This is a genomic window from Methanocaldococcus sp. FS406-22 (assembly GCF_000025525.1).
Taxonomy (GTDB): domain Archaea; phylum AGJL01; class Methanococci; order Methanococcales; family Methanocaldococcaceae; genus Methanocaldococcus.
In genome coordinates this window covers 530,744-545,137 of sequence record NC_013887.1, presented here as the reverse complement: position 1 = coordinate 545,137, position 14,394 = coordinate 530,744, and the positions used below count along the sequence as shown (strand labels likewise).

15 protein-coding genes are annotated in these 14,394 nt (G+C 32.2%); 11 read left to right on the top strand and 4 right to left on the bottom strand.

Features of this window, described 5'->3' with window-relative positions; translation table 11 throughout:
* Nucleotides 1-3: 3 nt before the first annotated feature.
* The gene (locus tag MFS40622_RS02790; RefSeq protein ID WP_012980162.1) at nt 4-897 is read right to left on the bottom strand and encodes an ATP-binding cassette domain-containing protein; all 894 of its coding nucleotides are present in this window, start codon (nt 895-897) and stop codon (nt 4-6) included.
* Nucleotides 898-1,110: 213 nt separating this feature from the next.
* Nucleotides 1,111-1,869 (bottom strand): tungstate ABC transporter permease WtpB, encoded by a 759-nt coding sequence (gene wtpB / locus MFS40622_RS02785; RefSeq protein ID WP_012980161.1) that lies wholly within the window; start codon nt 1,867-1,869, stop codon nt 1,111-1,113.
* An 81-nt stretch (nt 1,870-1,950) separates the two neighbouring features.
* On the opposite strand from wtpB, the gene MFS40622_RS02780 reads away from it, so the two are divergent.
* From MFS40622_RS02780 to MFS40622_RS02760, 5 genes are all read left to right on the top strand, one after another.
* Complete coding sequence (locus MFS40622_RS02780) at nt 1,951-2,937, top strand: methanogenesis marker 12 protein (RefSeq protein WP_012980160.1); 987 nt, start codon at nt 1,951-1,953, stop codon at nt 2,935-2,937.
* A 5-nt stretch (nt 2,938-2,942) separates the two neighbouring features.
* Nucleotides 2,943-3,689, top strand: a complete 747-nt coding sequence (mtxX, locus tag MFS40622_RS02775; protein ID WP_012980159.1) for a methanogenesis marker protein Mmp4/MtxX — start codon at nt 2,943-2,945, stop codon at nt 3,687-3,689.
* A 306-nt stretch (nt 3,690-3,995) separates the two neighbouring features.
* On the top strand, nt 3,996-4,829 hold the full coding sequence (gene uppS, locus MFS40622_RS02770) for a polyprenyl diphosphate synthase (RefSeq protein ID WP_012980158.1): 834 nt from the start codon (nt 3,996-3,998) through the stop codon (nt 4,827-4,829).
* A complete protein-coding gene (locus MFS40622_RS02765; RefSeq protein ID WP_012980157.1) occupies nt 4,826-5,338 on the top strand; it encodes a protease complex subunit PrcB family protein in 513 nt (170 codons plus the stop codon). The genes uppS and MFS40622_RS02765 overlap by 4 nt, the downstream gene beginning before the upstream one ends.
* Before the next feature lie 67 nt (nt 5,339-5,405).
* Nucleotides 5,406-6,206, top strand: a complete 801-nt coding sequence (locus MFS40622_RS02760; RefSeq protein ID WP_012980156.1) for an MBL fold metallo-hydrolase — start codon at nt 5,406-5,408, stop codon at nt 6,204-6,206.
* Here the strand turns inward: MFS40622_RS02760 and MFS40622_RS02755 are convergent, their stop codons facing one another.
* Nucleotides 6,207-7,451 (bottom strand): flippase, encoded by a 1,245-nt coding sequence (locus tag MFS40622_RS02755; protein WP_012980155.1) that lies wholly within the window; start codon nt 7,449-7,451, stop codon nt 6,207-6,209.
* A gap of 86 nt (nt 7,452-7,537) precedes the next feature.
* Here MFS40622_RS02755 and rrmJ point away from each other — a divergent pair, with 86 nt between their 5' ends.
* A complete protein-coding gene (gene rrmJ, locus MFS40622_RS02750; protein WP_012980154.1) occupies nt 7,538-8,278 on the top strand; it encodes a 23S rRNA (uridine(2552)-2'-O)-methyltransferase in 741 nt (246 codons plus the stop codon).
* A gap of 9 nt (nt 8,279-8,287) precedes the next feature.
* Here the strand turns inward: rrmJ and gltX are convergent, their stop codons facing one another.
* Entirely contained in the window at nt 8,288-9,946 is a 1,659-nt protein-coding gene (gene gltX, locus MFS40622_RS02745) for a glutamate--tRNA ligase (protein WP_048197424.1), read from the bottom strand.
* A gap of 184 nt (nt 9,947-10,130) precedes the next feature.
* Here gltX and carB (MFS40622_RS02740) point away from each other — a divergent pair, with 184 nt between their 5' ends.
* From carB (MFS40622_RS02740) to carB (MFS40622_RS02720), 5 genes are read left to right on the top strand one after another with little or no spacing between them, the layout of a single operon-like run.
* Nucleotides 10,131-11,606 carry a carbamoyl-phosphate synthase large subunit gene (carB, locus tag MFS40622_RS02740; protein WP_012980152.1) on the top strand — a complete coding sequence of 492 codons (1,476 nt, stop codon included), beginning with the start codon at nt 10,131-10,133 and terminating at the stop codon, nt 11,604-11,606.
* A 20-nt stretch (nt 11,607-11,626) separates the two neighbouring features.
* Entirely contained in the window at nt 11,627-11,914 is a 288-nt protein-coding gene (locus MFS40622_RS02735; RefSeq protein ID WP_012980151.1) for a DUF4258 domain-containing protein, read from the top strand.
* On the top strand, nt 11,911-12,123 hold the full coding sequence (locus MFS40622_RS02730; protein WP_012980150.1) for a DUF2283 domain-containing protein: 213 nt from the start codon (nt 11,911-11,913) through the stop codon (nt 12,121-12,123). Before MFS40622_RS02735 ends, MFS40622_RS02730 begins: the two co-directional genes overlap by 4 nt.
* A gap of 17 nt (nt 12,124-12,140) precedes the next feature.
* Nucleotides 12,141-12,302, top strand: coding sequence for a hypothetical protein (locus MFS40622_RS02725; protein ID WP_012980149.1), 162 nt, complete (start codon nt 12,141-12,143; stop codon nt 12,300-12,302).
* Between the two features lie 47 nt (nt 12,303-12,349).
* Entirely contained in the window at nt 12,350-14,209 is a 1,860-nt protein-coding gene (gene carB / locus MFS40622_RS02720; RefSeq protein WP_012980148.1) for a carbamoyl-phosphate synthase large subunit, read from the top strand.
* Nucleotides 14,210-14,394 lie beyond the last annotated feature (185 nt).

Below are 14,394 nucleotides of genomic sequence, written 5' to 3'. Positions count from 1 at the left end.
ATTTTATGATAGTTTTGTTTCTTCTCTAAATTCTAATCCAACATTATCTCCAATATTTAAATCTCTTTCTGTGAAAGCCTTGATGATATAGCCATTATATTTAACAAACACCTTTTTATATTTTCCATAATCTATGATATTTACAACCTCCCCTTCATTTCCATCTTTGATAATTACATCTTCCGGAGCTATGGCTTTATCATTTATTATATTAAATCCTAAAAACTCAGCTACCTTTTTATTCTTAGGTTTTTTTAATACATCTCTGTTTCCAAAGGCTATTAATTCACCATTCATAAAAATTCCTACTTTTTCTCCCAAAGTCCTTGCTTCAGCCAAATCATGAGTTATATGTAAAACAGGAATATGCTTTATCTTTTTTAACTCAGAGATGATATTTTCTTTAATTTTGATATCTACAGCAGATGTTGGCTCATCTAAAAGTAAAATAGATGGGTTTAAAATTAAAGCCCTTGCTAAAGCCACTCTCTGCTGTTCCCCTCCACTTAAGGTTTTAACATTTCTATCCAACAGATGGGAAATATTTAAAAACTCAGCTATTTCCTTAACCTTTCTATCAATTTCTATTTTATTAACTTTTTTTATTATTAAGCCATAGGCGATATTTTTATAAACATTCTTGTTTGGAAATAAAGCATAGTTTTGAGGAACATAACCAACATTTCTCTTTTCTGGTGGTAGATTAGTTATATTATCTCCATTTAAGATTATCTTACCAGAATCTGGTTTTAAAATCCCGGCTATGCATTTTATTAAGACAGATTTTCCAGCCCCACTTGGGCCGAGAATTACGCAATACTCCCTATCTATCTCAAAAGAAACGTTCTTTAATTTAAAATCTTTCCAAATTTTTGATAGATTTTCTACTTTAAGCATGATTCCCCCTCAACCTTTTAGAAAAAGCTTGACCAAAACTCGTCTATCTAACCAATTATCAAAGTTTTAAAATTTAATATTGCACTTGTAGAAGCCCAAAAGGGCCTCTAAGTTCATTATAAAACAATATTTCCTTTGATAATTGGTTATAAGTTGGGGCTTTCAGCCCCAATTAATATCCATTATTTTAGATAAGGCATTAGATTGCATAATCTAAGTATTACTATCCCTTTTCATCTTTCCAAACATTCTTAGCAATGCAAATAATGCTATGCTAACCAAAATCATTCCAACTGATATTGGTTTTGAGGCATCCAATCCAAAGCTCATGAATCTCTCCAATATTAAGACAGGGACTGTTTTTGGATAATAAGCTATTATCAATATTGCCCCAACTTCGCTAATTCCTCTTGCAAAGCTTAAAATAATTCCAGATATGATATTATTTTTTATTAATGGTAAGGATATTTCAAAAAATGTCCTTATTTTTGATGCCCCCAATGTTCTTGATACATACTCAATCTCTTCATCAACACTCAAAAATCCATCCCTTATACTATTAACCATAAATGGAATTCCTACAAATAAATAGACGACAACAATGCCCCAAAAGTTATCAACTATGTATCTACCAATAAATTTTATAATATCAATGCCATAAATGAAGGATAGGATTATAATCCCAATAACACTATGAGGAATAGCCATTGGTAAATCTAAAACAGCCTCAATAAAACTTTTAAATTTAAAATCATACCTTGCCAAAATATAGCCAGTAGGAATTCCAAAAATTAAGGCAATTAGAGTAGCAACAGCCCCAGCTAATAGTGTTGTTTTAAATGCTTCTATAACTTCTTTATCTAATAATTGGCTTAAATCCCCTGGATTTGATAGCATATATACAATAGGCAAAAATATAAACAAAAATATCATTACCAAAAACACTGACATTGCAATATCAAACTTCTCCATATTATCCCCTTAACGTAATTAAATCACCTACATTTATAAAATTTGTGGTAATTGAGATTAATAAACAAAAGAGGGGAAGATATGATAACCGTTGGAATAGACCATGGAACATCTGGAATAACCACATGCATAAAAGATAACGATAAAAAGATAATATTTAAACTAAAAAGGACTGAGCTTAAAGAAAAATCTTACTTAGAAGAGTTGAAAAAACATATTCCATTGGAAAATATTGATTTGGTTGCTCTAACCTATTCCATGGGAGATGGCATAAACAAAATTTTACCAATAGAGAAGGTTAAAAATAGAGGAGTTTTAAGCATTGAAGGAGCTGGAGAGAAGGTTGGAGGGGGAACAAAGGTTTATGATGAGATTAAAGAATCTGGATTGCCAGCTATAGTTATTCCAGGATTGCATAGAGGAATAGAATGCTTAGATGAGAGATTTAGAGCATTATATTCTCACATTGCATCCCCTGAAAAGGTATCAATTGCTTATTATGCACACAAACTATTTGGATTTAATGATTTTGTTTTATCCGATATCTCTTCAAATACTGTAACTTTATTGATAAAAAACGGTAAGATTTTTGGAGGATTTGATGCGTGTATTGGGGCTATTGGAATGTTACACGGCCCAATAGATTTAGAGATGATTAGAGATATAGATGCTGGGAAAATTACAGCAAATGAAGCATTTTCTAAAGCTGGAGCTGTTAAAATAGCCAAGCTCTATAAAGGTGTTGAGAACACTAAGGAGGAGATAATTAACAACTATTTTAATGATGAAAATTGTAGACTGGCAGTTGATAGCTTAATTTTAAGTGTTTCTATGGAAATTAACAGCTTATTACCACTTTTAAATAAAAATAAAAGAAGAGTGGTTTTAGCAGGCTCTATAGGAACTTTAAGGGACCCAATAGATATCCCAAAAAGAATTAAGGAATTTGTTGATGCAAAGATATTTGCTTTATATGGAGAAAGTGGGGCAATTGGAGGAGCTCTAATAGCTGAAGATATCTTAAAAGGAAAAAGGGATATTTTAGGTATAGAAGTTGAGTTTAAGTGATAACCATGTATGCTATAGGCATAGGAGATAATAAAAAAGAAGTTTTAAAAGCTTATGAAAAATTAAAAGAAGAAGGAGTAGAAGTTGAATTAATTGACAATCCAAAACTTTTAGTAGATAAATTAATAAATGGAGAAATAGAGGGGGCCGTTAGGGGCTCTTTATCATCTTCAAAAGTAATTCTCTATTTAAGAGAAAGAATAGGAAAATTTTATAGAGCATCCGTTTTAAAGAATCCATTTACCAATGAAATTTTTTTACTATCCCCAGTAGGGATTGATGATATATCAGAAGATAAAAATGAAAGAATAAAAGACAAAATAAGGATTATAGAATTTGCATCTAAGTTTTTAAAAAATCATAATATTGAACCAAAAGTTGCTGTCCTTTCTGGAGGAAGATTAGGGGATTTAGGAAGAAATAAAGTAGTGGATGAAACAATATATGAAGCAGAGGAAATAGTGAAACATTTTAAAGGAAACTTAGATATTATACATAATGGTATATTAATAGAGGAATATTTAAAAGATGGATACAATATTATTATTGCCATAGATGGAATTACGGGAAATATAATTTTTAGATGTTTGGGTTTAGTTTGCAAAATTCCAGGTTATGGAGCTGTGATTTTATCAGACAAAGACATCAATTTTATAGATACAAGTAGAAACGCTAATTGGGAGAGATATTACAATGCTGTTAAATTTTTATCTGCCCATAAGGACAAAGCTCCCTATTGTATACTTAAATAGAAAGTGGGACTGAACGTAGTGAAGCCCCGGTCTGGGTATAACACCATAGGGGCTACGCCCCCTATTGGCACAGGACTTTCACAGGAATAATTTTTCTTATTGAATATTGATGCCATTGGCATCTAAATTCCTTAATAATCTAAAAACTGTGAAAGTCCTGTGGGTATACCCCAAATTTGCTTAATTTACACCTCCGAGCGTAAGCGAGGAGGTGTCAGTTTTTGATGAGACTTTATTAAAGTTTCATAGCAATAGGGCGAAGCCCTATGCTTATCAATGCTGTTAAATTTTTAGCAGGTGGGGATTTTGGATAATATAAAAAACAAATTAAAGAGTATTGGAAAAAGAGCAATAATTGATTTTTATAGATTTTTAGACAATTCTGGAGCTTTAAAAATTTACGAGAAAATCTTAGAGGAATCAATTGACAAAAACAATCTACCAAAACATGTAGCTATAATAATGGATGGAAATAGAAGAGCTGCTGAAATTTATGGAAGAGACAGATATTATGGCCATTACTTAGGAGCTGAAAAGGTTAGAGATGTTTTAAGATGGGCAAGGGACTTGGGAATAAAGGTTGTAACTTTATACGCCTTTTCTACTGAAAATTTTAAACGTCCAAGAGAAGAAGTTGATAAATTAATGGAATTGTTTGAAAAAAAGTTTTATGAAATTGCGGATGATGAGGAGATTCATGAATATGAAGTTAGAGTTAGAGCCATTGGAAGAATCCACCTATTACCAAAAAATGTTCAAAAAGCGATAAAATACGCTGAAGAGAGGACAAAAAACTACAATAAATTTTTTGTTAATGTAGCTATTGCCTATGGAGGACAGCAAGAGATAATAGATGCTGTAAAAAAGATAGCTGAAAAGGTTAAAAGAGGGGAAATAAAGCCAGAAGATATTGATAAAGAGCTGATAGATAAGCATTTATACACTGCAGATTTGCCATTTCCAAATCCTGATTTGATTATTAGAACTTCTGGGGAGGAGAGAATTAGCAATTTTTTAATTTGGCAGAGTTCTTATTCAGAGTTGTATTTTTGTGATATATACTGGCCGTTATTTAGGAGAGTGGATTTTCTAAGAGCGGTTAGGGAGTATCAGAGAAGACAGCGGAGGTTTGGAAAATGAAAAAGAATATGATTATATTATTTCTGTTTATGGTTATTTTTTGTTCTATAACTTTGTGTGGCTGTGTCTCTTTTGAAAAAAATATCTCTGAAAAAAATAAAACAGAACATTCCAATACAAAAAATAACCTATATGCCAACTTAAATACTTCTAAAAATCAAAGCATCCAAAACACTAACAATAATACAAATAATAAACCCAATAATAAAACCAATCTCTCAAAAACATTAAATTATGAAATAATTGCCTATGGTGCTTTTGGAGAGAAAAATAGGGGATATTATTATTACTATGAAGGGAATAAAACTGTAATAGTCATAAACTTGGGTGAAATGCCAACCGCTGGATATAAAATAGAGATAGTAAATATAACAGAAGCTAATCACGGAATTACAGTTTATTATAAAGTTATTCCTCCAAAGGAATTTGCGACAATGGTTATAACCTATCCCTATATAAAACTATCTGTAAATGGAACGTACAAAGTAGAATGTAAGGAGGTAAAGTAAAAGATTAATAATTAGCTGGATATAATAATTTTACAGTTCAAAAACACAAAAAAGGAGATGTGGTATTTTGAGGGTGGAGATTATTTTTTTAGGATGTGGTGGTGGAAGATGGGCAACAATAACACAAAAAAAGGCAACAGGAGGGTTTAGAATACATACTAACGAGCTTAGAATGCATGTAGACCCAGGGCCGGGAGCAATAGTAAGATTAAATGAATTAAAGATATCTCCATGGAGAACTAACGCTTTATTTATATCCCACTGCCATCCAGACCACTATACTGATGGAGAGATTATTGTTGAAGCTATAACTCAGGGAATGACAAAAAAGCGAGGAGTTTTTTTAGGTAGTTTATCAGTTGTTGAGGGTTTTGGAGAGTATGAACATGTTGTATCAAAATACCATCAATCTAAGCTTGAAAAAGTTCAAGTTTTATACCCTAAAGATGAAGTAGAGCTATATGACACAACTTTAAAGGCAACGCATACAAAACATGGAGACCCATTTGGTATTGGATTTAGATTATCAACAATTTACGGGGATATTGGTTATACATCAGACACTGAATTAATACCTGAATTGATTGAAGACTTTGATGGTGTTAGGATTTTAATAGCAAATATTGTTAGAAAGAAAAATGAGAGAATTAAAGGGCATCTCTGCTCTAATGATGCCATTGATTTAATAAACTCAATGAGTAAAAAGCCAGAGTTATTGATAATGAACCACATGGGAGTTAAGATGACAAATCCTCAAATAGAGGCAGAATACATTTCCCAAAATACAGGCATAGAGGTTATTCCAGCAAAATTAGGATTGAAAGTTGAGCTTTTAAATGGAAAGTATAAGTATCAGCTAATTAAATAATTATTTATGCTTTTTTATTCTTAAAATAGCAAAAACACCAATTAAGAAGACAGTTATTGATGTTATTAAAGTGGCTAAGCTACCTCCAACGATTCCATAAGCATTTACCAAAATTAAATTTAAAACAATGTTTAACACCAACCCAAATAGAATTATGTAGAAAGAAATTTTTGCATATCCCAAACCTTGAAGGGCAGAGGATATTAAAGTATAGTAGCTCATAAATAAAGAAGAGATTGCTAAAATTCTTAGGCATAAAATTCCTTCTGGATTAGCTATTTTAAAAAATGCTATCAATGGAATTTCAGGGAAAAACAAACAACCCAAAACAAAAATTGATGAAAAGATAGTATTTTGGATGATTCCTTCTTTTAATAAGCTTAAATCCTTTGTCTTAGATATTCTTGGAAGGAGGGGGATGCTAACAGCCGAAGCAAACATAAATATTCCTCTTGAAATTAAGGAGGAATAGCCATAAATCCCACTCCAAAATCCTCCCATAATAGACATTATAACAATGTTATCAATATCTCCAAATAATCTGTAGGATGATGAAGTTAAAGCAATAGGGACTGAGTATTTTAAAATATCTAAGTTAAAGTTTGAAAAGATGTTTTTTGTTATATCTTTTATGTCAATTAATTTTTTAAAATCGAATTTCCCTTTTAATGCCTTATAAATCAAATAAACTCCAAAAATCCCTGCTATTAAATAAGATAAGGATATTGATAATAAAGAGCCAAAAATTCCAAAATATAAAGTCAAAATAAAAACTAAGATAACCTTTACTGTATATTCAACAATCCATGTAAGTGATAGATATTTAATCTTTAACAATCCTTGTAGTATTCCTCTCGAAAAGGCAATTAATGTTGAAGCTACAACACAAAACCCAATTGCTAAGTATAAAGAGTTATCTAAATTTAAATAATGCCCTCCTAATATATATTTTACATAGGGGGTTAGAATAAACCCAAAAATTGAAAACAAAATCATTAAATATAATATTGGGATATATTTGTTAATATTTGCTTCTTTTTCTTCAGCTAAAAATTTTGCTATAGCTGGAGGAATGCCAGAAGAGAAAAATATTGTTAGAGTATCAACTATTGGCATTAAACCTTTTAAAATTCCAAATGCCTCAGTTCCTAACAAAAATGCAGTTATAAAATAAAATAGATATGCCATTCCCTTTGAGTATATATTTGACAGTAATATGTAAATGCTATCCTTACCCAAACTCATAAGAATCAGCTTTTCTTAAGGTTTGTTTTATTACAATCATTTCTTTAAAAATTACGTTTAACATTTTTAAAATTTGTGGTGAAACTATGGGTAGAAAAGATAAAAGATGGATTTTGCAGAGAAAGAAGGATTTTTATTACAAATTAGCTAAAAAACTTAAATATCGTTCAAGGGCATCTTTTAAACTCATGCAGTTAAATGAAAAGTTTAATGTTATTAAACCTGGAAAGATAGTTTTAGATTTAGGTTGTGCTCCGGGCGGATGGATGCAAGTGGCGAGAGAGATTGTAGGAGATAAGGGTTTTATTATTGGCATTGACTTACAGCCAGTTAAGCCGTTTGAATATGATAATGTAGTTGCAATAAAAGGAGATTTTACTTTGGAAGAGAGCTTAAATAAAATTAGAGAGCTAATTCCAAACGAAGAAAAAAAGGTGGATGTGGTTATAAGTGATGCATCCCCAAATATAAGTGGTTATTGGGATATAGACCACGCTCGTTCAATAGACTTGGTAACTACCGCCTTACAAATAGCTACTGAGATGCTAAAAGAGAGAGGAAATTTTGTAGCTAAGGTATTTTATGGAGATATGATAGATGACTATGTAAATTTAGTTAAAAAATACTTTGAGAAGGTTTATATTACAAAGCCTCAAGCTTCAAGAAAAGAAAGTGCTGAGGTTTATGTTATAGCCAAGAGATACACTGGAAAAAAATGGGAAGAAGAGGATAAGATAAAAAGGGTCAAAAAAGTTGAAGATGAAGAAAATGGAGAATTATTAGCTAAAAAAATTAAAGAGATGAGGAAATTAAAATCTAAAAAATAAAAGATTTATTTATCTATGTGCATAGCAACAAACTATCTCATCATCTTTTTTGTCAATTCTTACAAACCCGAATCTCTCAAACTGAATAATATCATCAACCTCTACCATTTTAAAGTCCTTTTCAGCAAAGCCTTCCTTTATCTCTCCATTAGGCATTAAAACTTTAACCTTTACACTATCTTTTACAGGAATCCAGTGTATAATTTTGGCTTTATTTTTCCTTGCTATTTTAAAGTCATCTGAGTGATACTTAGCTAATGCAATGTCATCAACCTTCTCAACAACTATATTAAATAGCTCCATCAATCTATACATCTTGTTTTCCTCTAACTCATCTCCAACAACATAAACTTCTCCGTCAAATATTAACTCTCTTTCACCAAACTCTGGTCTATCTGGATGCATTCTAAGCTTTAAAACTTTTTTATCAGCTCCTTCAATAACAAGCTTCTTTGGATTCCAGACAAAGAAAAATCTTCTTGCGTCTTTATCTATAAGCTCTTTATTTATGGCATATAAATTCTCCCAAGAAAATTTAACATCTGCTTGTTTAATTCCTATCCTCTTCATTATTTCATATATTGCCTCTGGTTTAATCCCCCTTCTTCTTAAAGCTCTCAAAGTACCTAACCTAACATCGTCCCATCCACTATAAAGCCCTTCTTTAATTCCTTTATACATAGCTGAGGTGCTTAAAACAATATCCTCTATCTTTAAAATTCCATAGTGAATGAATTCTGGCATTTCCCAGCCAAAATATTTGTAAATATAAGCTTGCTTTTCAGTATTTACAATGTGGTCTTTTCCTCTCAAAACGTGGGTCATTCCTAATAAATAATCATCAACTGGCACTGAGAAGTTCATTAAAGGATATACACAGTATTTATCTCCAGTTCTTGGGTGAGGTGTTTTTTCAATTCTAAATATTGGAAAATCTCTGATTGATGGGTTTTTGTGCTTTATATCTGTTTTTAATCTTACAGCTACATTTTCAAGCTCTCCATTTAGCATTTTTTCCCAAAGCTCTAAGTTATCTTCAACAGCTCTCTCCCTACACTTACATGGAATTCCTTTATTTCTCAATTCTCTAAACTCTTCTGGATTACAATCACAAACATAGGCTTTTCCCATCTCAATTAATTTTCTACCATATTCATAATAAAGCTCTATCCTATCTGATTGTATAACTACTTCATCAACTTTAACCCCCAGCCAATCCAAATCTTCTTTAATCATATCATAAGCTTCTGGCAGAACTCTCTTTGGGTCTGTATCCTCTAATCTTAAAATTAACTTTCCACCATATTTTTTAACAAAGTAGTCGTTTAGAACTGCAGCTCTTGCATGTCCTATGTGTAAAGGGCCAGATGGATTAGGAGCAAATCTCATAACCACCTTATCTTTAACGTTTGGTAATTCTAAATCTCTCTCCTTTTTTTCTTTCTTTTTAGCATCTTCTCCTAACTCCTCTAGTTTTTTCTTTATCTCATCCAGTGGTAGTTTATTAACATCTTCAACGACCTTCTCCACAATTGGCAGTATTTCTTTAGCTTTACTCCTATATTCTGGATTTTCTGACAAAAATATCCCTAAAACTGCCTTTGGATTTGCCTTTCCATTATATTTGATAGCATTTCTTAATGCAATAGCCAAAATCTTCTCTTCCATGTTTTCACCATTCATGCACCATTAAGTTTAAAAACCTTAACTGATTATTATGGAAAGGATACTTAAAGTTAAGTAACATAAATATAGTTATGCAATTTTAAAAGCTCATCCTCAATATTAAGATAATCTGAATAATAATAGTCAAATATATAAATATTGTAAAATATTATTGTGGTGGATATTGATGGAAACTATTGAAAAGGTAATGGTTTTTGGTTCTGGGCCGATAGTTATTGGACAGGCAGCAGAGTTCGATTTTTCAGGTTCTCAGGCATGTAAAGCTTTGAAGGAAGAGGGAATTTATACTATTTTAGTTAATTCTAACCCAGCTACTATCCAAACAGATACAGATATGGCAGATAAGGTTTATTTAGAGCCGTTACATCCAACAATTGTTGAAAAGATTATTGAGAAAGAGAGACCAGATGCTATTTTACCAACAATGGGTGGGCAGACAGGGCTTAACTTAGCTTTAGAGTTGCATAGAAGAGGGATTTTAGACAAATATGGGATAAAACTCCTTGGTTCAAATATAAAGACAATTGAGATAGCAGAGGATAGAGAGCTTTTTGCTGAGGCAATGGCTGAAATTAATGAGCCAGTTACAAAGTGTAAGGCAGTTAATTCTGTTGATGAGGCAATAGAGTTTGCTGAAGAGATTGGATATCCAGTTATTGTAAGACCAGCATTTACCTTAGGAGGAACTGGAGGGGGAATTGCCCACAACAAAGAGGAGTTAATGGATATTGCTTCAAAGGGTTTAAAATACTCTATAATCCACCAAGTTTTGATTGATGAGAGCGTCTTAGGATGGAAGGAGTTTGAGCTTGAGGTTATGAGGGATAGAAAAGATACATGTATAATTGTCTGTGGTATGGAAAACATAGACCCAATGGGGATACACACTGGAGAGAGTATTGTTGTCTCTCCTATCCAAACATTGCCAGATGAGTTTTATCAAAAGCTAAGAAATGCGGCTATAAAGATTATAAGGCATTTAGGAATTGAGGGAGGTTGTAATATACAATTTGCTGTAAATAAGGAAATGACTGAGTATAGAGTTATAGAGGTAAATCCAAGAGTTTCAAGAAGTTCTGCTTTAGCAAGTAAAGCTACTGGCTACCCAATAGCAAGGATAGCAGCTAAAATAGCTATTGGTAAAACATTGGATGAGATATTAAACGATGTCACAAAGGAGACACCAGCAAGCTTTGAACCAACTTTGGATTATGTTGTTGTAAAAATCCCAAGATGGCCGTTTGATAAGTTTAAGACAGTTGATAAGAGATTAGGAACAAGTATGAAATCTACTGGAGAGGTTATGGCTATAGGTAGGAGTTTTGAAGAAGCTTTACAAAAGGCAATTAGAAGTTTGGACATTGGAAGATTTGGTTTAATTGGAGATGGAAAGGATAAAGATTACAGTGATGAAGAGATAGAAGAGATATTGAAAAATCCAACAGATGAGAGGATTTTTGTTATTGCTAAGGCATTAGAAAAAGGATGGAGTGTTGAAAAAATAGTTGAGCTAACGGATATTGATGAATTCTTCATTAAGAAGATTAAGAATATTGTTGATATGAAGAAAGAGCTTGAAAAATTAAAAGAAGATGAGGAGTTAGATATTTATAAGCTAAGCATTAAAGCAGAAAAACTATAAACTTAGAATTGGCTGGAAGAATGGAGATTTATCTAACCGAACATGCAAAATTAAGGTTAAAAGAAAGAAATATTGAACTTAATGAAGTCGTTAATATAATAAAGAATCCTAAGATGAAATTTTATGATATAAGAAATAGACATTTGATAGCAATTGGAGAAAGGGAGAAAAAAGAAGGGCATTATTTAATAATTGCCTACGATAGAGTTAGGGAAGGTGTTGAAGTTGTTACAGTTATAGATACAAGTAAAAGTTTAGAAAAGATTGTTTCAAATAGAGTAAATAATGCGAGGTGGATTAGATTATGAAGATTAGATATGACCCAAAATCAGATATTCTCTATATTTTAATTAAAGAGGGAGATGTTAGTGATACTGATGAGATTGATGAAGACGTTTGGATAGAGTATGATAAAGATGGAAACATAATTGGTATAGAACTATGGAATGCTGGTGAAAAAGTAATTGGTAACATTTTAAAGGAGATTAAAAACTTAGATAAAGCAAAAATTGCCTAATTCAAAAAAGGGATATTATGAAAAAAGAGACAAAAATAAGACTAATAATCATAATGAATCTCATACTTGTAGCATTGACATTATTTGCTTTAATAACCGGTAGGTTGTTGGTTACCTTAGTTGGAGTTGTGTGCATAATTAATGGACTCTTGGCATTAAAGAGGGCTAAAGAGGAATAAAATTAAAAATTTAATTTAATAAAAATTATCCCTAAAATGGTGGTTATATGGAAAACATGGAAAAATTAAAGGAAATATTATTAAAGGCTAAAAAAATGGGATTCTCTGATAAGCAGATAGCTCATTTATTGGGAATGGATGAGATGGAAGTTAGAGAGTTAAGGAAAAAGCTAAACATAATCCCGTTATATAAAATGGTAGATACATGTGCTGCTGAGTTTGAAGCTAAAACTCCATACTATTACTCAGCCTATGAAACCTATGTTTATAAGGAGCAAGATGAAAGCAACCCCTCAGATAGAAAGAAAGTTATTATTATTGGTTCAGGGCCAATAAGGATTGGACAAGGTATAGAGTTTGACTACTCAAGTGTTCATGCTGTCTTAGCTTTAAAAGAAATGGGAATTGAGGCTATAATCATAAACAACAACCCAGAGACAGTTTCAACTGACTATGATACCTCAGATAAACTATACTTTGAACCAATAACCTTTGAGGATGTATTAAATATAGCTGAAAGAGAGAAAGAGAAAGGAGAGCTCTTAGGAGTTATAGTTCAATTTGGTGGGCAAACAGCAATAAACTTAGCTATGAAGTTAAAAAAGGCAGGAGTTAATATCTTAGGGACCACTCCAGAAAATATAAACGTTGCTGAAGATAGGGAAGAGTTTTCAAAGCTTTTGAAGAAGTTAAATATCCCACAAGCAGAGGGGGGGACTGCATTTACAAAGGAAGAGGCTTTAGAGATAGCTAAAAGAATTGGCTATCCTGTTTTAGTTAGACCTTCCTATGTTTTAGGAGGAAGGGCGATGCAAATAGTTTATAGTGAGGATGAATTAATTGAATATATGGAAGAAGCTGTTAGAGTTTCAGAGGAACATCCTGTATTAATTGATAAATTCTTAGAGGATGCTGTTGAGTTAGATGTCGATGCTGTTTGTGATGGAGAGAGTGTTTTAATTGGAGCTATAATGGAGCATATTGAAGAGGCTGGAGTGCATAGTGGAGATTCAGCGACAGTAATTCCTCCTCAAACACTGCCTAAAGAGATAATTGATACTGTAATTGACTACACAGCAAAATTAGCAAGGGCTTTAAATATTGTAGGGCTTTTAAATGTGCAGTATGCAGTTAAGGATGGAGTAGTTTATGTTTTAGAGGCTAACCCAAGAGCTTCAAGAACTGTCCCATATGTTAGTAAATCGGTAGGAATACCATTGGCTAAGTTAGCTACAAAGATTATGCTTGGTAAGAAGTTGGAGGAGTTAATTAAAAATTATGATGTTGAGAAAGTTGCTGAAAAGGTTTGGATAGCTAAACCAAAGTATGTATCAATTAAAGAGGCAGTGTTCCCATTCCAAAAACTGCCTGGTGTTGACCCAGTTTTAGGCCCAGAGATGAAATCTACTGGAGAGGCAATTGGAATAGATAAGGACTTTGGTAGGGCATACTATAAAGCCCAATTATCTGCAAATATGGAATTGCCAATTATTGGAAATGTGTTTATAAGTGTTAGGGATAGGGATAAAAAGCAAGTTGTAGAGGTTGCTAAAAAACTGCATGAGCTCGGATTTACAATATATGCAACAGAAGGGACTGCCAAAGTGTTGAGAGATAATGGCATTCCAGCAATACTTGTTAAAAAGATATCTGAAAGCCCTAATGACAATATCTTAAAGTTAATGAGGGATGGAAAGATACATCTGATAATAAATACCTCCTCTGGAAAGAAGGCAAAGTCAGATGGGTATTATATAAGAAGGGCAGCAGTAGATTTAGGGATTCCATATATAACCACAATTCCAGGAGCTAAAGCTGCAGTTAAGGCAATAGAGGCCGTGAAAACTGGAGAACTGAATGTCTATTCCTTGGATGAGCTTGATGCAAGTATAAAAAATAGGTTTTAATTACTGCACAGTTGATATTCTAAATATCTCATATTTTTATGAATTAAGTATAATTTTTTTCGTAAGATGATTTTCTAATTGTTTGGGAACTAAATAATCCTTTAATTGATATATCTCTTTTAGCTCCTATTTCTATTTTGAAGTAGCATTGAAAGTTATGCTGGATATATTATTGTTTAGTTGAA

What these genes read in the sequence shown, in the direction of transcription:
- MFS40622_RS02735 (WP_012980151.1), top strand. Translation starts at nt 11,627, where the DNA reads ATGGAGATTTATCTAACCGAACATGCAAAATTAAGGTTAAAAGAAAGA.
- mtxX (WP_012980159.1), top strand. Translation starts at nt 2,943, where the DNA reads ATGTATGCTATAGGCATAGGAGATAATAAAAAAGAAGTTTTAAAAGCT.
- carB (WP_012980152.1), top strand. Translation starts at nt 10,131, where the DNA reads ATGGAAACTATTGAAAAGGTAATGGTTTTTGGTTCTGGGCCGATAGTT.
- MFS40622_RS02755 (WP_012980155.1), bottom strand. Translation starts at nt 7,451, where the DNA reads ATGAGTTTGGGTAAGGATAGCATTTACATATTACTGTCAAATATATAC.
- gltX (WP_048197424.1), bottom strand. Translation starts at nt 9,946, where the DNA reads ATGGAAGAGAAGATTTTGGCTATTGCATTAAGAAATGCTATCAAATAT.
- rrmJ (WP_012980154.1), top strand. Translation starts at nt 7,538, where the DNA reads ATGGGTAGAAAAGATAAAAGATGGATTTTGCAGAGAAAGAAGGATTTT.
- MFS40622_RS02730 (WP_012980150.1), top strand. Translation starts at nt 11,911, where the DNA reads ATGAAGATTAGATATGACCCAAAATCAGATATTCTCTATATTTTAATT.
- MFS40622_RS02765 (WP_012980157.1), top strand. Translation starts at nt 4,826, where the DNA reads ATGAAAAAGAATATGATTATATTATTTCTGTTTATGGTTATTTTTTGT.
- wtpB (WP_012980161.1), bottom strand. Translation starts at nt 1,869, where the DNA reads ATGGAGAAGTTTGATATTGCAATGTCAGTGTTTTTGGTAATGATATTT.
- MFS40622_RS02780 (WP_012980160.1), top strand. Translation starts at nt 1,951, where the DNA reads ATGATAACCGTTGGAATAGACCATGGAACATCTGGAATAACCACATGC.
- carB (WP_012980148.1), top strand. Translation starts at nt 12,350, where the DNA reads ATGGAAAACATGGAAAAATTAAAGGAAATATTATTAAAGGCTAAAAAA.
- MFS40622_RS02790 (WP_012980162.1), bottom strand. Translation starts at nt 897, where the DNA reads ATGCTTAAAGTAGAAAATCTATCAAAAATTTGGAAAGATTTTAAATTA.
- MFS40622_RS02725 (WP_012980149.1), top strand. Translation starts at nt 12,141, where the DNA reads ATGAAAAAAGAGACAAAAATAAGACTAATAATCATAATGAATCTCATA.